16 protein-coding genes are annotated in these 16660 nt (G+C 70.7%); 6 read left to right on the forward strand and 10 right to left on the reverse strand.

Annotated elements, in window-relative coordinates:
- Positions 1-99 precede the first annotated feature (99 nt).
- The 3 genes from ACZ4M8_RS09975 (at position 100) to ACZ4M8_RS09985 (ending at position 2355) form a co-directional block, all read left to right on the forward strand.
- Positions 100-516: a hypothetical protein gene (locus tag ACZ4M8_RS09975; protein WP_467605047.1), complete on the forward strand. Its 417-nt coding sequence runs from the start codon at positions 100-102 to the stop codon at positions 514-516.
- A 30-nt stretch (positions 517-546) separates the two neighbouring features.
- Positions 547-1275, forward strand: coding sequence for a nucleotidyltransferase family protein (locus ACZ4M8_RS09980; protein WP_467605049.1), 729 nt, complete (start codon positions 547-549; stop codon positions 1273-1275).
- Positions 1276-1365: 90 nt separating this feature from the next.
- Positions 1366-2355: an alpha/beta fold hydrolase gene (locus tag ACZ4M8_RS09985; protein WP_467605052.1), complete on the forward strand. Its 990-nt coding sequence runs from the start codon at positions 1366-1368 to the stop codon at positions 2353-2355.
- Between the two features lie 94 nt (positions 2356-2449).
- Here ACZ4M8_RS09985 and ACZ4M8_RS09990 read toward each other — a convergent pair whose 3' ends face one another.
- The 7 genes from ACZ4M8_RS09990 to ACZ4M8_RS10020 all read right to left on the reverse strand — a co-directional run bounded on the left by ACZ4M8_RS09990 (position 2450) and on the right by ACZ4M8_RS10020 (position 9836).
- On the reverse strand, positions 2450-4048 hold the full coding sequence (locus tag ACZ4M8_RS09990) for a DoxX family protein (protein ID WP_467605054.1): 1599 nt from the start codon (positions 4046-4048) through the stop codon (positions 2450-2452).
- A 200-nt stretch (positions 4049-4248) separates the two neighbouring features.
- The gene (rlmB, locus tag ACZ4M8_RS09995) at positions 4249-5205 is read right to left on the reverse strand and encodes a 23S rRNA (guanosine(2251)-2'-O)-methyltransferase RlmB (protein WP_467605056.1); all 957 of its coding nucleotides are present in this window, start codon (positions 5203-5205) and stop codon (positions 4249-4251) included.
- A 187-nt stretch (positions 5206-5392) separates the two neighbouring features.
- Entirely contained in the window at positions 5393-6787 is a 1395-nt protein-coding gene (gene cysS / locus ACZ4M8_RS10000) for a cysteine--tRNA ligase (protein ID WP_467605059.1), read from the reverse strand.
- Positions 6788-6958: 171 nt separating this feature from the next.
- Positions 6959-7369 (reverse strand): PPOX class F420-dependent oxidoreductase, encoded by a 411-nt coding sequence (locus ACZ4M8_RS10005; RefSeq protein WP_467605061.1) that lies wholly within the window; start codon positions 7367-7369, stop codon positions 6959-6961.
- 330 nt (positions 7370-7699) lie between these two features.
- A complete protein-coding gene (gene ispF / locus ACZ4M8_RS10010) occupies positions 7700-8233 on the reverse strand; it encodes a 2-C-methyl-D-erythritol 2,4-cyclodiphosphate synthase (RefSeq protein WP_467605371.1) in 534 nt (177 codons plus the stop codon).
- Positions 8226-8969, reverse strand: a complete 744-nt coding sequence (ispD, locus tag ACZ4M8_RS10015; RefSeq protein WP_467605062.1) for a 2-C-methyl-D-erythritol 4-phosphate cytidylyltransferase — start codon at positions 8967-8969, stop codon at positions 8226-8228. Before ispD ends, ispF begins: the two co-directional genes overlap by 8 nt.
- 384 nt (positions 8970-9353) lie before the next feature.
- Positions 9354-9836 carry a CarD family transcriptional regulator gene (locus ACZ4M8_RS10020; RefSeq protein ID WP_003953493.1) on the reverse strand — a complete coding sequence of 161 codons (483 nt, stop codon included), beginning with the start codon at positions 9834-9836 and terminating at the stop codon, positions 9354-9356.
- A gap of 702 nt (positions 9837-10538) precedes the next feature.
- Between ACZ4M8_RS10020 and ACZ4M8_RS10025 the strand changes: the two genes are divergently transcribed.
- Complete coding sequence (locus tag ACZ4M8_RS10025) at positions 10539-11168, forward strand: copper chaperone PCu(A)C domain-containing protein (RefSeq protein WP_467605064.1); 630 nt, start codon at positions 10539-10541, stop codon at positions 11166-11168.
- 104 nt (positions 11169-11272) lie between these two features.
- On the opposite strand, the gene phoP is transcribed toward ACZ4M8_RS10025, so the two are convergent.
- Entirely contained in the window at positions 11273-11944 is a 672-nt protein-coding gene (phoP, locus tag ACZ4M8_RS10030; protein WP_467605373.1) for a two-component system response regulator PhoP, read from the reverse strand.
- A 5-nt stretch (positions 11945-11949) separates the two neighbouring features.
- Positions 11950-13272 carry a two-component system sensor histidine kinase PhoR gene (gene phoR / locus ACZ4M8_RS10035; protein ID WP_467605065.1) on the reverse strand — a complete coding sequence of 441 codons (1323 nt, stop codon included), beginning with the start codon at positions 13270-13272 and terminating at the stop codon, positions 11950-11952.
- A 607-nt stretch (positions 13273-13879) separates the two neighbouring features.
- Between phoR and phoU the strand changes: the two genes are divergently transcribed.
- Both phoU and ACZ4M8_RS10045 read left to right on the forward strand, forming a co-directional pair.
- The gene (gene phoU / locus ACZ4M8_RS10040) at positions 13880-14557 is read left to right on the forward strand and encodes a phosphate signaling complex protein PhoU (RefSeq protein WP_143940600.1); all 678 of its coding nucleotides are present in this window, start codon (positions 13880-13882) and stop codon (positions 14555-14557) included.
- 160 nt (positions 14558-14717) lie between these two features.
- Positions 14718-14879 (forward strand): hypothetical protein, encoded by a 162-nt coding sequence (locus ACZ4M8_RS10045; protein WP_399087251.1) that lies wholly within the window; start codon positions 14718-14720, stop codon positions 14877-14879.
- A 170-nt stretch (positions 14880-15049) separates the two neighbouring features.
- On the opposite strand, the gene ACZ4M8_RS10050 is transcribed toward ACZ4M8_RS10045, so the two are convergent.
- Positions 15050-16597: a hypothetical protein gene (locus ACZ4M8_RS10050; protein WP_467605068.1), complete on the reverse strand. Its 1548-nt coding sequence runs from the start codon at positions 16595-16597 to the stop codon at positions 15050-15052.
- Positions 16598-16660: the final 63 nt, after the last annotated feature.

Genomic DNA, 16660 nt, shown 5'->3' on the forward strand with positions numbered 1-16660 from the left:
CCCCTTCGTCAACATCGCGCCTCCCCCACCCTCCCCCCTCATCCCTCGATAAGGTGACGCAATGTCGCCATATCATCACCGCTCGCTACCATCGCGACCGTGAACTCCGCAGCGCGCCGTATCGGCAGAACTCTCGCCCTCGTCCTCCCCGTCGTCCTCGTCCTCTCCGGGACGCTCGCGGTCACCAGCGTCCCGTGGGCCTCGAAGTCCGCGGACACACAGCTGCTGACCGCGTCCAGCGGGAAGACCGCCGCCAAGTCCGCCCCCCGGGCCCCGCAGGACGTCCTCCGCGACCGCCTGCTCCTCGAACTCCAGGAGAAGGACCCGGGCGTGGCGCTGACCCACCTCCAACGGGCCACCACGGAGCGGCCGTCGCTCGCCAAGCACTGCACGTCCATCGCGCGGGCGCTGGGCCGGGCGGCCGTCGCCAAGTACGGCGCCGGGCACCGGGCGCAGGCGTTCTCCCGTCCGGTGTGCGACACCTCCTTCGCCTCCGGCGTCGCCACCGCCCAGTGACCGACGCTCGCACCGCATAGGGTGCGAACCATGACAGTCGCCCCGTATCCCTATCCGACGCAGGCCGTTGTCCTGGCCGGTGGCCAGGGCTCGCGCCTGCGGCCGTACACCGATGACCGGCCCAAGCCGATGGTCGAGATTCCCGGCACGGGAACCCCGATCATCGGCCATCAGCTCACCTGGCTCGCCGCCGAGGGCGTCACCGACGCGGTCGTCTCCTGCGGCCACCTCGCCCACGTCCTGGAGGACTGGCTGGCCGAGGCCGACCTCCCGCTGAACGTCACGACCGTCATCGAGACCGAACCTCTCGGCCGCGGCGGCGGTCTCAAATACGCGGCGGCGTCACTGCCCCGCCCGGACGAGCCCTGGTACGCCACCAACGGCGACATCTGGACCCGCTTCCCGCTCACCGAGATGGCCGCCTTCCACCTGGAACGCGGCGCGGAGGCCACCCTCGCGCTGGCCCGGCCGCGGATCCCGTGGGGCGTGGTGGAGACCGACGAGTTCGGCCATGTCCTCGACTTCATCGAGGCGCCGCCGTCGCCATACCTCATCAACGCCGGGGTCTACGTCTTCTCCGCCGCCTTCACCGAACTGCTGCCGGACCGCGGCGACCACGAGCGCACCACCTTCCCCCGGCTCGCCCGCGAGCGGCGGCTGGCCGGCTACCCCCTCCCGCACGGCGCGTACTGGCGCGCCATCGACACCACCAAGGACCTCACCGAAGCCGCCAAGGAGCTTGGCGCGACGGAGAGTTGAGCGCGGCCGATTTGCCGGAACGGCAAATCGGTACAGGGGCCGCCGGGCGGGTGCCGCATCCTGACGCGACCGACGTCCCCGGGAGGACCGATGCCGCAGCCCGTACCTACACCGCAACCGCAGTGGACCCACCGCCTGGTGGACACCCCCGGCGGCCGTCTCCACCTCGTCGAGCAGGGCAGCGGCCCGCTCGTCCTGCTCCTGCACGGCTTCCCGGAGTCCTGGTACTCCTGGCGCCACCAGCTCCCGGCCCTCGCCGCGGCGGGCTACCGCGCCGCCGCCCTCGACCTGCGCGGATACGGCCGCTCCACCCGGCCCGCGGCCGTCGAGGCGTACGACATGGCGGCGCACGTCGCCGACAACGCCGCCGTGATCCGCGCCCTCGGCGCCCGCGACGCGGTCCTCGTCGGCCACGACTGGGGCTCCCCGATCGCCGCGCACACCGCCCTGCTGCGGCCCGACGTCTGCTCCGCCGTCGCCCTGCTGAGCGTCCCCTACGCCCCACGCGGCCCCGTCCCGCCGTCCGAAGTCTTCGCGATGCTCGGCGGCGACGAAGAGTTCTACGTCAGGTACTTCCAGGAGCCGGGCCGCGCCGAGGCGGAGATCGAACCGGACATCCGCGCCTGGCTCGCCGGCTTCTACGCCTCGCTCTCCGGCGACACCATGCCGCCCTCCCCCGGCCACTTCTTCGTCCCCGAGGGCGGCCGCCTCAGCGACCGTTTCGTCCGCGACCGCACCCCCGCCTGGCTCGGCGAGAGCGAACTCGACTTCTACACCGCCGAGTTCACCCGTACGGGACTGACCGGCGCGCTCAACCGCTACCGCAACGCCGACCGCGACTGGGCCGCCACCGCCGACCTGGAGGGCGCGCCGGTCCCCCAGCCGTCACTCTTCATCGGCGGCACCGAGGACGCCTCCACCACCTGGCTCGCCGACGCCATCGCCGCCTTCCCCACCACCCTCCCGGGCCTCACCGCCGCCCACCTGCTGGACGGCTGCGGCCACTGGGTCCAGCAGGAACGGCCGGACGAGGTCAACCGCCTGTTGATCGCATGGCTGCGGGGGCTGCCGGACGCCTGACGCGCCCTCCCGGCCCGGCCGCCCTCTGCACGGAAGCGGCCCCCGCGGACGGATGCGCTCCGTCCGCGGGGGCCGTTCGTGGTGCTCGGCGGGGTCAGCCCAGCAGGCCGCCCAGGGCTCCGGTGTGGTCCTTCGGCTTGCCGTCGGGTGTGCCGCCGTCGCCGGAGCCGGTGGTTCCGCCGCCCGTACCGCCGGACGACTGCGCCGGCGCCGTCGACGGAGCCCCGGTCGAGGGGGACTGCTGCGGAGCGCCGGTGGTGGCGGCCGTCCCGGGCTGCCGCCCCGTACCGCTGGTCGCCCCCGCCGTCGGGGAGCTGCTGCCCGCGGTCGAGGACGGCGTACCCGTCGGCCCCGCGGTGTGCGCGGCGCCCGGCCGCGGCGTACCGGGGCGCTGCGGGGCGGCGGTGCGGGTCTGCTGCGGGCGGGTCGCCTGCCGGTGCGGGCTGGGCAGCGGACGGCCGGGCAGGTTGTTGATCGCCGGTTCGCCGGGCCGCGGGACGGAGGTGACCGTCGCCGACCGTACGGCGCCGCCGAGCACCGAGCCGATCAGCAGCGTCAGCCCGGCGATCACCGCGGTCATCGCCGCACCACGGCGCAGCACCCGGCGCCGCAGGTCGCCGACGTCGACGCGGGGACCGAGCCGCCGCCACGCCTCACCCGCCAGCCGGGCGTCGAGGGAGTACACCGGGGCGCCCGCGATGACCAGCGGGCTCCAGGCGGCGAGATAGATGATGTCGGGCGCGTCGTACGCCGGGACGCTGCGCCAGGTGACGGTCATCAGCAGCACCGCGGAGAGCAGCGCGCCGAACGACGCGGCGAGCCGCTGCCACAGCCCGCAGATGGTCAGCACCCCGACCACGACCTGGAGGAACGCGACGGTCAGCCCGGCGCCCACCGGGTGCCCGAGTGCGAAGTCACGCAGCGGGACGGCGAGCGCCCACGGCTGGAGCGACGACAGCCACTTCACCATCGAGCCGCGCTCACCGCCGTCGAAGTAGACGGGGTCGCAGAGCTTGCCCATGCCCGCGTAGATCGAGATCAGGCCGAGGAAGATCCGCAGCGGCAGCAGGACGACGCCGAGATTCATCCGGCGGCCCGGGTAGTACGCGTGGCGGACGCTGTCGCCGCCCCGGCGCCGCCCGGCGCCGTCGTAACTCTCCCGCGCCTCGAAGCGGTCCTCGCCCTCACCCCCGTAGGCGTCGTCGTACGCCTCGTCCCGCCCGCCGCCGTACGCCGTCTCCCGGCCGTCCGCGAGCGGCCCGTACGGGTCGTGGGGGCCGCCGGGGCGCACCGGGCGGAGCAGTGCGGTGTCGGCGTCGGCGGGGCCGCGCTGGCCGATGACGGTGGGGCCGGTGTCGGGCACGCGCGGCAGGAGCTGCGTCGCCGCGGTGTCGTCGCTCTCGTCGGCGTCCAGACCGATACCGGAGGTGCGGACGGCGCGCAGGAGCTGGGTGGTGGCGCCGGACGAGCCGCCCGGCTCGGTGCGGCCGCTCCACACCACGGGCGCCCGGCGGCCGCCGCCCCGCGCGCCGAGGACGGGGGCGCGGGCCCCGGCCCGGCCCACGACGGGCTCGGCGAGCTGTACCCGGAAGCTGGCGTGGTTGACGATGACCTGCGCGGGATCGCACGGCACCTTGACCGCGCTCAGCGGCGGCTCGTCATCGAAGCCCGGCGAGCGTCCCCCCGTAGGCATGCGGGGTGTTCTGGTGTCCACGCTCATCTAACCGAGTGACGAGCGGTTAAGACACTGCCTTGACCTGGCCGATCTGTCCGAGACCCGTCAAAAAATCACAGGATCGCCGGAAGTCGCACGGAGCGTCATGCCTTGCCCTGCGACTGCGGACGGCGGGGCCGCCGGGCGCGGGCCGGGGCCCGGCGCCCGGCGAGGTGCGCTCAGCCGCGGCGGCGCGCCGCCTCCCACAGGACGACACCGGCGGCGACACCGGCGTTCAGCGACTCGGCGCCGCCCGGCATCGGGATCCGCACCCGCACGTCGCAGGTCTCGCCGACCAGCCGCGACAGGCCCTTGCCCTCGCTGCCGACGACGATCACGACCGGGCCGTCCAGCGCCTCGACGTCCTGGAGCTCCATCTCGCCGTCGGCGGCCAGCCCGACGACCATCAGCCCGGCCTTCTGGTACTGCTCCAGCGTCCGGGTCAGGTTGGTGGCGCGGGCGACCGGCGTACGGGCCGCGGTGCCCGCCGAGGTCTTCCACGCACCGGCGGTCATCCCGGCCGCCCGGCGCTCCGGCACGACCACACCGTGGCCGCCGAACGCGCAGACGGAACGGACGACCGCGCCGAGGTTGCGCGGGTCGGTGACGCCGTCCAGCGCCACGATCAGCGGCTCCTCGCCGTCGTCGAACGCGGCGGCCGCCAGGTCCTCGGGGTGCGCGTAGTCGTACGGCGGCACCTGGAGGACGAGGCCCTGGTGGTTGAGGCCGTTGGTCATCCGGTCCAGCTCCGGGCGGGGCGCCTCCATCAGGTTGATGTCGCCGCGCTGGGTGGCGAGCTGGAGCGCCTCGCGGACCCGCTCGTCGGAGTCGATGAACTGCTGGACGTAGAGGGTGGTCGCGGGCACGCCGTCGCGCAGCGCCTCGAAGACCGGGTTACGGCCGACGACCAGCTCGGCCGTGCCCTTCGCGCCCCCGCGCCGCGGGGCGGGACGCCGGGCGGCGGCGTGCTTGGCCTTGGCGTTGGCGATGCGGTTCTTGACATGCCCCTTGCGCGCGGAGGCGGGCGGCGTCGGGCCCTTGCCTTCGAGGCCCTTGCGCCGCTGGCCGCCGCTGCCCATCTGCGCGCCCTTCTTGTTGGACGTGCGGCGGTTCCTGCGCTGGCTGTTGCCGGCCATGGGTCACCCGTTTCTTCACTGCTCTCGACGTCTCGCGACGTGGAGTGGATACGTACGTATGGATTGAGTGTCGCCCGCGGCCGCCGGGGAGGGCGAATCCGGACGGCGGCCGGAGGCCACGGCGGACGCTGCCGCCGTGGCCAGCGGCGAGGTCAGGGCAGCTCGGCGGCGCGGCGCCCCGGACCGGTCACGACAGCGACCAGCGCGGGCCCGACGGAGTGTCCTCGATGGCGAGGCCGGACTGCTGGAGCTGATCGCGGATGGCGTCGGCGGTGGCGTAGTCCTTCCGCCCCCGGGCGGCCTGCCGCTGGTCGAGCACGAGGCGGACCAGCGAGTCGACCACACCGTGCAGGTCCTCGCCGCGCTCCGCGCCGCCGCCGGCCCACTGCTCGTCGAGCGGGTCGAGGCCGAGCACACCGAGCATCGCCCGCAGCTCCGCGAGGCGGGCGACCGCCGCTTCCTTGTCGTCGGCGGTCAGCGCGGAGTTGCCCTGCCGGACGGTGGTGTGCACGATCGCCAGCGCCTGCGGGACGCCCAGGTCGTCGTCCATCGCCTCGGCGAAGGCGGGCGGCACCTCGGCGGCGGGCTCGACCGTCCCGGCCTTCTCCACCACGCGCTGGACGAAGCCCTCGATCCGCGCGAACGCCGACTCGGCCTCGCGCAGCGCCTCCTCGCTGTACTCGATCATCGAGCGGTAGTGCGGGGTGCCGAGGTAGTAGCGCAGCACGATCGGGCGCCACCGCTTGACCATCTCGCTGACCAGCACGGAGTTGCCCAGCGACTTGGACATCTTCTCGCCGCTCATGGTGACCCAGGCGTTGTGCGCCCAGTACACCGCGAACTCGTCACCGAACGCCTTCGCCTGCGCGATCTCGTTCTCATGGTGCGGGAAGACGAGGTCGACGCCGCCACCGTGGATGTCGAAGGCGCTGCCCAGGTACTTGTGGGCCATCGCGGAGCACTCCAGGTGCCAGCCGGGACGGCCCCGGCCCCACGGCGTCTCCCAGCTGGGCTCGCCCTCCTTGGCCGCCTTCCACATCGCGAAGTCCCGCGCGTCCCGCTTGCCGGTCTCACCCTCGCCGGACGGCTGCCGGAGGCTGTCCAGCTCCTGGTTGGACAGCTCCAGGTAGCCGGGGAAGGAGCGCACGTCGAAGTAGACGTTGCCGTCGGCGGCGTAGGCGTGGCCGCGCTCGATGAGGCCGCGCATCATCTCGATCATCTCGGGGATGTGGCCGGTGGCCCGCGGCTCGTAGGTCGGCCGCAGGCAGCCGAGCGCGTCGTACGCCTCGTTGAAGGCGACCTCGTTGGCGTACCCGATCGACCACCACGGGCGGCCCTGCTCGGCGGCCTTCTTGATGATCTTGTCGTCGATGTCGGTCACATTGCGTACGAACGTCACGTCGTAGCCGCGGTGGCTGAACCAGCGGCGCATGATGTCGAAGTTGAGGCCCGACCTGATGTGCCCGATGTGCGGCGCAGCCTGCACCGTCGCGCCACACAGGTAGATCGAGACACAGCCCGGCACGAGCGGGGTGAAGTCACGGATCTGCCGGGCGCTGGTGTCGTACAGGCGAATCGTCACGGAACCAGGGTAGTCGGAACGAGGGAGTGCCCCGCGCCCCCCGGGGGCCGCGGTCACCGAAGCGTGACACTCCCGCCTTCCGCCCCGGATCGTCCGCCGTATCCGACGCCGCCCGCCGCTGCCTCCTCCCCGCGGATTCCGGCCACGGGCACCGCACCCCGCCCGCGTGTGTCAGAGGCGCTCGACCACCTTCCGCGGCGTGATCCGTATGACCACCCGCTCGTCGGGCCCTTCCGCCGCCGCTTCCGGCGCGTACGTCGCGAAGTCCTTGCCGGTGTACTTCCGCGACACCTCGTCGAGCAGCCGGCGCCCCTCGTCGGGGCCGAGGGTGGCGGTGCCGCGGATCTCGGCGTAGGTCTCCGGTGCTTCGGCCGGCTGGACGAGCACGGAGACGCGGGGGTCCCGGCGGAGGTTCTGCGCCTTGCGGCGGCCGCGGGTGGTGGAGATCAGCAGCTCCTCGCCGTCCCGCCACACCCAGACCGGGGAGAGCTGCGGACCACCGTCCGGCTGGATCGTGGCGACGGTCACGACAACGGGGGTGTCGAGGAGCTTCTTGAGGGCGTCGGAGAGGGTGGCGGCCACGACATGTCCTTCCTGGGGACTCGGTCCGGCGGTGAACACTCCGTTCCTTCCCCAACCCCCCGCCGTCCAACGGCATTCCCGCCGTTGTCAGGGAGAAGCCGGGGCTCCCCGTAAGGGTCACACCCCGCCCGGGGACCCCGTCTCCGGGATCTCCCCTACGGGCTCACACCACGGACGGGCCGGGACCACCGCACGCCGACCCGGCCAGAGCCGCTCCGCCCGACGGCGGCACCGGCCCGGCGACGCGGCGCCGCAACCGCCCCTGCCGGGCCCCATGTCATCGCGCCCGCCCGGGACCCGCGCCGCGCCGACGGCCGAGCCGGCCCGGACTCACCCCGTACGGACCACCAGCGCCGTGGCCACCGCCGCGAGGCCCTCCGCGCGGCCGGTGAGGCCGAGCCCGTCCGACGTCGTCCCGGAGACCGAGACCGGTGCGCCGACGGCGGCGGACAGCGCCCGCTGCGCCTCGTCCCGCCGCTTGCCGATCTTCGGGCGCACGCCGATGACCTGCACGGACACATTGCCGATGGCGAATCCCTCGGCCCGTACGATGCGTGCCGCCTCGGCCAGCAGGGTCACACCGGAAGCACCGGACCACTCGGGGCGGTCGGTGCCGAAGTGCGCGCCGAGGTCACCGACCCCGGCGGCGGAGAACAGCGCGTCACAGGCGGCGTGCGCGGCCACATCGCCGTCGCTGTGCCCGGCGAGCCCGTACTCGGCGCCCTCCCACAGCAGCCCCGCGCACCACAGCTCCCGCCCCCGCTCGAAGGCGTGGACGTCGGTGCCGATCCCGACGAGCGGCATCCCGGGCAGCCCCACCGGGCTCCCCGCCCCCGCCCCGGACCGCTCGGCCGGCTCAGACATACCCATCAGTGGCCCTCCTACGGGCGAGTACGGCCTCGGCCAGGACGAGGTCCAGCGGCCGGGTCACCTTGAACGCTTCCTCATGACCGGGAACGACGACGACCGGCGCCCCGAGCCGCTCCACCAGCCCCGCGTCGTCGGTGGCGCCCTCGCCCTCGACGACCGTGTCATGCGCCTTGAGCAGGGTCTCCCGGTCGAACCCCTGCGGCGTCTGCACCGCCCGCAGCAACGCCCGCTCCGGCGTACCGGTCACCGGCTCCGCCTCGCCCTTGGGGCGCGGATCGACCTGCTTGACGGTGTCGGCGAGCGGCAGCGCCGGGACGACGGCGGGGGCGCCGGAGCGGACGGCGGCGATCACCGTGTCGACGGTGTCGACAGGCACCAGCGGCCGCGCCGCGTCGTGCACGAGGACGACGTCGATGCCGTCGGGCAGCGCGTCGAGCCCGCGGCGCACCGACTCCTGGCGGGTCTCGCCACCGGGCACCACCAGCAGCTCGGCACGCCCGAAGGAGTGCTCGTCGAGAAGGGCACGCACCTCGGGCGCGCCGTCCGGCGGCGCCACCACGACGACGTGGGAGACGGCGCGGGACGCGGCCATCGCGCGGACCGCGTGGACCAGCATCGGAGTACCGCCGAGCGCGCGCAGCGCCTTGGGGGCACCCGGCCCGAGACGGACACCGCGACCGGCCGCGGGGATCACCGCGGCGGTACGGAGCGGACGGGAAGGATCTGACATCGAGGGCTCCGGAGTCCGGGAGGTCCCGGAATTAAGGCAGACAGGTTTGTTATCGCGGCTGACGTGGGTATGGCCTCACCGTGCCGGGCGCCACGCCTCAACCGCCCCTTCCGTGACAGTGGTCGAGGCAGTCGTTCGAGCCCGGCACACCACCTTCGCCGCCCGGCGGGCGTCAGCCGTCCCGGGAGCGGCCGCTCGGACGCAGCGGTGCGGAGCGCAGATATGCCGCAGCGCCCGGCAACAGATCCTCCCGAAGGGTTCGGATCGTCATCGGGCACCGCGGCATCACTGCGTGCTCATCACTGCGGCGCGTCGTGCGCACCACTCACCACGCCGGTCCGTCCGTGTCGTCGCACGGAGCGCTGCGGCGCGGTCTGCGCGTCGTCAGGACGCGAGGACCTCGTCGAGCAGGGCCTCGGCCTTGTCTTCGTTGGTGTTCTCCGCGAGGGCGAGCTCGCTCACCAGAATCTGGCGCGCCTTGGCGAGCATCCGCTTCTCGCCGGCGGACAGTCCGCGCTCACGCTCCCGGCGCCAGAGGTCACGCACCACTTCGGCGACCTTGATCACGTCACCGGAAGCGAGCTTCTCAAGATTCGCCTTGTAACGACGGGACCAGTTCGTGGGCTCTTCTGCGTATGGTGCGCGGAGCACCTCGAAGACCCGGTCCAGCCCGTCCTGGCCGACCACGTCGCGCACACCGACGAACTCCGCATTGTCCGCTGGTACGCGAACCGTGAGGTCACCCTGGGCGACCTTCAGCACCAAGTAGGTCTTGTCCACGCCTTTGATCTGGCGAGTTTCGATGGCCTCGATCAGCGCGGCCCCGTGATGGGGATAGACCACGGTGTCGCCAACCTTGAACGTCATGTGACAGGTACCCCTTCCGTGGCTATCCATGCTAACACGGGAACTGACCGTTCTGAATGGCGTTTTCGCAGGTCAGGGCATATCTCGGGGCTTGACAACAGTGGCCGCGCCGTGCTGCGCGGGGCCCCGGAACGCGGGTATCCGCAGGTGAGAGGCGTTTCTCCGACGGGCGGAAACATGCCCGCGGTGAGACCGCGAGGCCCTGCCCGGCAGGACGAAAGGCCCGTTTTGCACCGATCCGTATGAGCGACTTCCGCTACTCCGTTCGGGCTCCGCCGTTCTTCCGTACGGGTTTCTGGAATTGATCACCTTGTGGTGTGCCGACCGGGTGATCAATTCCGTGGACGGACGATTTCCCCGGCGAATACTTCTTTCGCCGGGGAAGCGCTCGGAATCCGGCCGACCGGGTCCGGTAACACCCCTGCCGTGCATATTCCCGTCACAAACCATGCGCTGCCACACCCCGGGGAAGGCACATCCGGAAGGGGTGGTTCCGATGCGTCGGGGCGGGCCGTGATCGCTCAGGGGGCGGGTCGGGTGCGGCGGCGCGGAGGCGGCTCGGTAACCTAGCGGCGCTGACACACCCTTAGGGCGGCTTTACGTACCCGTCGACCGTGACGCGTACGCTGCGCCGCCCCAGCCGTCCATCCGCGACCGGACGCCGTTCGGCCGCCGAAGCTCGTCCAAGGAGATGCCGCCGCCGTGAGCCGCAGCCTTCGACGCGGCGTCCTCGCCGCCACCGTCCTCACGCTCTCCGTCGCCTCGCTCTCCGCGTGCGGCGCCGGGAACGACGCCCAGACGCTGGAGGTCAAGCCGGACAACGCCGCGACCGCCGTCGGCGACATCAAGGTCCAGAACGCGAACGTGATCACCCAGCCCGATCTGAAGGCCAAGGGTCCGGCCGCGGTCACCGCGACGGTGTTCAACAACGGCTCGCAGGACCAGAAGCTGGACTCCATCACCCTGCCCGGCACCGGCGAGACCGCCGAGCTGAGCCCGGCGAAGGGCGGCAAGGGCCCCGTCACGGTGCCCGCCGGCGGTTCGCTGGTGATCGGTGGCAAGGGCAACGCTACGGCGGTGCTGGCGAGCGGCCGGGAGGCCGTTCAGGACGGCAACGCGCAGAACGTGACCTTCAGCTTCAGCAAGACCGGCAAGGTGCAGATCGCCGCGCTGGTCGTGCCCGCCAACAGCTACTTCAAGGAGTACGGCCCGGAGGTCGTCCCGCAGCCCGGCACGACGCCGACCGGGGCCGGTCAGCCGTCCGAGAGCGGCAAGCCCTCCGAGTCCGGTAAGCCCGGCGGGCAGGGCGAAGAGGCGCACTCCGGCCACTGAGCCGCCCGCTCGCACCACGAACGCCGCTGGGGCGCTCCTTTCCGATCGGAAAGGAGCGCCCCAGCGGCGTTGCGGCGACCGCTCCGGAGGGCGGCCGGACCCGGTCACGGCTCGAACTTGTAGCCCAGGCCTCGGACGGTGACGAGGTAGCGCGGGGCGCCCGGGTCCGGCTCGATCTTGGCGCGGAGCCGCTTGACGTGGACGTCCAGCGTCTTGGTGTCGCCCACGTAGTCGGCGCCCCAGACGCGGTCGATGAGCTGCATACGGGTCAGCACGCGGCCGGCGTTGCGCAGCAGCATCTCCAGGAGGTCGAACTCCTTGAGGGGCAGGTCGACCTTGCCGCCGCCGACGGTGACGACGTGGCGGTCGACGTCCATGCGGACCGGGCCGGCCTCCAGCGCCTGCGGGGTGACCTCCTCCGGCTCGCCGCGGCGGCGCAGCACCGCGCGGATCCGGGCGACCAGCTCACGCGAGGAGAACGGCTTGGTGACGTAGTCGTCGGCTCCTATTTCCAGGCCGACGACCTTGTCGATCTCGCTGTCCTTGGCGGTCACCATGATGACCGGGACGTTGGAGCGGCCACGCAGCTGGCGGCAGACCTCGGTGCCGGGCAGGCCCGGCAGCATCAGGTCGAGCAGGACCAGGTCGGCGCCGTTGCGCTCGAACTCGTCCAGGCCGTCGGGGCCCGTCGCCGCGATGGCGACCTCGAAGCCCTCCTTGCGGAGCATGTACGACAGTGCGTCGCTGAACGATTCCTCGTCCTCGACGACGAGCACTCGGGTCACGGAAGGACCTCCGGGGCGGGGTGAGCGGGAAGTGGATCGTTGAAGGTCTCGTACGGGCGGTCCTCTTCGTCGAGGCCCTCCGTAGCGGGGTGGCCGTCGGGCCGTTCGCGGTCGCGTACGGCGCCGGCTTCCGGGAGACGCAGGGTGAAGGTGGAGCCCTGTCCCTCAGCGCTCCACACCGTGACCTCTCCGCCGTGGGAGGCGGCCACGTGTTTGACGATGGCGAGGCCGAGGCCGGTCCCGCCGGTGGCGCGCGAGCGCGCCGGGTCCACGCGGTAGAACCGCTCGAAGATGCGGTCCCGGTCCTTCTCGGAGATGCCGATGCCCTGGTCGGTCACGGCGATCTCGATCAGGTCGCCGCCGGGCGCGGACACCCGGCGGGCGGCGATCCCGACGCGGGTGTGCGCCGGGGAGTAGTTGACGGCGTTCTCGACGAGGTTGCCGAGGGCGGCGGCGAGCTGCCCGCGGTTGCCCCAGACGTGCAGGTCGGGGACGGGCAGCGGGCGCCGGCCCTCGCTCTCCGCGGTGGCGCCGGAGGGGACGCCCATGTTGGAGGCCATGGTGATCTGTTTCGTACCGGCCGGCTGGCGGCAGCGGTCCATCGCCTCGGCGACCAGCTCCTTGACCGCCACCGGCTCGGCGTCCTCCAGCGGGTCGTCGTTCTGGACCCGGGAGAGGTCGATCAGCTCCTGGACGAGGTTGGTCAGGCGGGTGGCCTCGTTCTGCATGCGGCCGGCGAAGCGGGTGACGGCCTCGGGGTCGTCGCTCGCGTCCATCACCGCCTCGGAGAGCAGGGAGAGCGCGCCGACCGGGGTCTTCAGCTCATGGCTGACGTTGGCGACGAAGTCCCGGCGGACCGCTTCGATACGGCGGGCCTCGGTGAGGTCCTCTACGAGGAGGAGTACCAGCCGGGAGCCGAGCGGGGCGACCCGGGCGGAGACCGCGAGGGTGTCGCCGCGGCCGGTGCCGCGGCGCGGCAGATCCAGCTCGACCTGGCGTATCTCGCCGTCGCGGCGGGTGTCGCGGGTCATCTGCATCATCGGCTCGACGGCGAGCTTCCCGCCGCGGACCAGCCCGAGGGCGTACGCGGCGGAGCTGGCCTTGACGACGGCGCCGGACTCGTCGAGCACGACGGCGGAGGAGCGGAGGACGGAGAGGACGGTGTCGACGCCGGGCGGCAGGACGGCGTCGGTGTGCAGGGAGGTGCGGGTGGGTTTGACCTGGTCCCGCTCGCTCCAGCGGAACGCCAGCATGGCGAAGACGCCGGTACCCAGACCGGCGATCGCTGCCACTGCGGCGAAGGCCGCGTCCACGTTCATGGCTCCAGGTTATGCGGCAGGTCCGACACTTCCCCAGCCGTCCGGGTGTCTGCTCGAACACCCGTCGCCCAGAGTTCACCGTGGCGTCAGAGGTGGTTCATTCCGGAGGGCACATATCGGCCGTTCGGGGGACTTGCCGGTCGGTTCCGGGCGCTCCGGTGGCGGCGGGCCGCTCCCCGCGCACCGCCGGAAGCGCCACGTCACGGCCGCGAGCCGCGCCCGGACGGCCGGTCCGCACGCCGCACCGGCCGTGGCCGCGTCGCCCAGAGTTCACCTTGAGGCCGTCCGTGCTTCATCCCCGATGGCACCGCTCGTCGTGATGTCCGCGCACTGTGAGGCCGTGCGGATGCGGGCGCGCAGCGGTCCCGCAGCGGCGCACGGCCACAGCGCCGGCGCGGTCCGCCGGAGCCATCGCTTCCGGTGACCGCTCCGGAACCGGTCCGGTCCGCCCGGGACCCCCTTCCCCGGGCCCCGGGCGGCCCGGCGGGCTCTTCGCGGAGTCCGGTCCGTACGCACACCGTCCGTGGGAGCGTGGGAGCGGAACGTGTGTGCGTACCGTCCGCGCCCCCGTTCGTCCACGCCACCACGATGCGAGAGAAGGTCACAGATGCGGGACGCGTACCACGAGGAGCTGGATTCGATCGGCGAGGGCCTGGTCGAGATGGCCCGGCTCGTCGGCTCCGCGATCGGGCGCGCCACCACGGCGATCCTGGACGCGGACCTCAAGCTGGCCGAGAGTGTGATCGCCGCCGACGAGAAGGTCGACGATCTCCAGCGCGATCTGGAGGCCCGCGCGATCACCCTGCTCGCCCGGCAGCAGCCGGTCGCCACCGACCTGCGGATCGTCGTCACCAGCCTGCGGATGAGCGCCGACCTGGAGCGCTCCGGCGACCTCGCCCAGCACGTCGCCAAGCTGGCCCGGCTGCGTTTCCCGGAGACGGCCGTACCGCGTGACCTGCACGCCACCATCCTGGAGATGGGGCAGCTGGCGCAGCGGCTGATGGCGAAGGCGGGCGAGGTCATCATCACCAAGGACGTCGATCTGGCGCTCCAGCTGGAGCAGGACGACGACGCGATGGACCGGCTGCACCGCGCGCTCTTCCAGCACCTGATGGACGACCGCTGGAAGCACGGCATCGAGACGGCCGTCGACGTGACGCTGCTGGGCCGCTACTACGAGCGGTTCGCCGACCACGCGGTCTCGGTGGCCAAGCGGGTCGTCTACCTGGTGACCGGTGAGCACGCCGACGAGATCGCGCCGCCGACGGCGGTCGAGGGCGCGTGACCCGGTGACGGCCCGGGGGCGGGCCGGACGGTGCGGCGGCGCCGTCCGGCCCGCCCCCGGGCCCCGGTGGTGTGCGCCGGGGCCGTGTGCCTCCACGCGCCGTTGACGCGCCGCTGTGCGCGGGACTGGAATGGCGGCAGGTGATCCAGAGGAGGCAGTCATGGCACGCAGCACGGAGAACCACGACACGACGTCCCGCACCGAACAGGTCCCCGGCGAACGGCCCCGCCTGCCGCTGCTCGGCGCATGCGGCTGCGGCGCCGGATGCAGCTGCGGCTGCCAGGGCGGCGCGCCCTGCCAGTGCGGCGGCTCCTGCGGCTGACATCCGGGCGGCCGCCCTTCCGCGCACGACGGCCCCGCACACCTTCGGGTGGGCGGGGCTTTGTGGTGTGCGGGGCGCGGCAGGGCGGAGACAGGATGCGCCGACTCCCAAGAGTCTCTCCATGAGTTCGCGGCTGCGCTCACCACGAACTCATGGAGATAAATATACGATTACGAGGACCGCTCGGCAAAGATCAACGATGCACCTCGAAGTTTCTCACTTCCAGAACGCTTCCAGAATTCAATGATCTCAACGTTTCGACGCTTCCGCTCTCCGGTGTATTGAGAGATGTCCAGCATGTACGCCTCGTAAATACGCCCTGGCCGGTGACGCACTGTGACCCGTGAATTGATGGAGTGAATCAGGCGCAAGTCGACCAACTCCTTCACGCGCTCGTGCGATCCGGCACTCAGATCTTTTTCCACAAGGAAACAGTTTTTCTTCCTGGTGGCCAGGCAGAAAGTTTTAATGCGTTCGAGCTCTTCCTCCAGCTCCCTCTGCCCATCAAGAACATCACGATTAAACTCATCCCTCTTCGAACTCTCGTGCTCCCCCGCGGCTTGATTTACAGACTCCACTCCAATATTCCTCGAGCTTTGATCAGCCGCAACAGCTACAGACTTTCGCAGAATTGACAGAAAGTCGCGCGCAACGCCACCACTCGCCAAAACCAATCGATCGCGCGCACCTTCGTTTATGAGATCACGAATATCAACATTACTTCGCGATGCGACATTTTCCGTGACTTGCATCAGGAATCTTTTAGCAGTCTTATACTTCTCTAGCGTTAGGTCGAGGTCAATCTCTTCGACATCATCTCCCAGCTTAATCCCAAGGGGGGGATCACCATTTTTGTACCAAGAAGAACGATGTCGGATCGTACCGACCTTGAGCCACAACCCAGTCCCCTTGAAAAGTCGATGAAAGTAATCCAGAACCTCGGGCTGACTCGTGCGTTTAATGTAGTACATGTCATCGAGGAGGATGAAGCCGTTCCCACCAGACATCTCCACTACACCCCGCAGAGTCTTCTGGTATGCGATTACACGTCGATGAAGGGCATCGATCTTTGAGCGTCTAGCGGTTTCATGGACTTCGTCCGTGGAAAGAGCGCGAGCCGTCCGCGACCGCGAATTATTCATTTTAAGCGCACTTACCTGGCCGCCCACATCCACCTTTCCCCCTTCTTCTTGCTGACTCTCATCCTTCCTTAGCGTCTGAATTTCAGCGTCATCATAGGCATAAAGAAGGTCGTTCAGTTCCTTAATATGATTACTGATCTCCCGCGAAAGCGCGGCAGCGACGGGCTTCTTCAGCGGGCCCCGCTTAGGCTTAACGCGGCTCCAAAAAGAAGTTTTGTTTGCCGGGGCGACGGCACCACCATTCAACCAACCTTCAATATTTTCAAAGGTTTCGATCAGTACACTGACGAGCACATCCGGATATGCGTGCCCCTTAAACTTCTCCATATCGATATACGCATTCGGGCGCCTGTTGGCCATCATTTCGCTTCGCGCCTTCTGGAGCAAACTGGTTTTCCCTGAACCACGGCGCCCAAAGATTAGATGATTACGATTGGAAAGGGCGCGAGCAAGCGTGCCAGAAGCTGGCTCAATAAATTCGTTGGCAGCTGGTCCGGTCGACCTGGCAGCTTCCTCAAGGGCAACCGTGAACCGGTCAATTTCGGGACCCGAGACCCTAACTCCGTAACCTGCCATTTACCCCTCCACGAGAAGACAGACAAACCGTCCTACACACGGCCAGCAGTACTGTCGGGCAAA

Source organism: Streptomyces sp. NPDC027185, assembly GCF_055567035.1.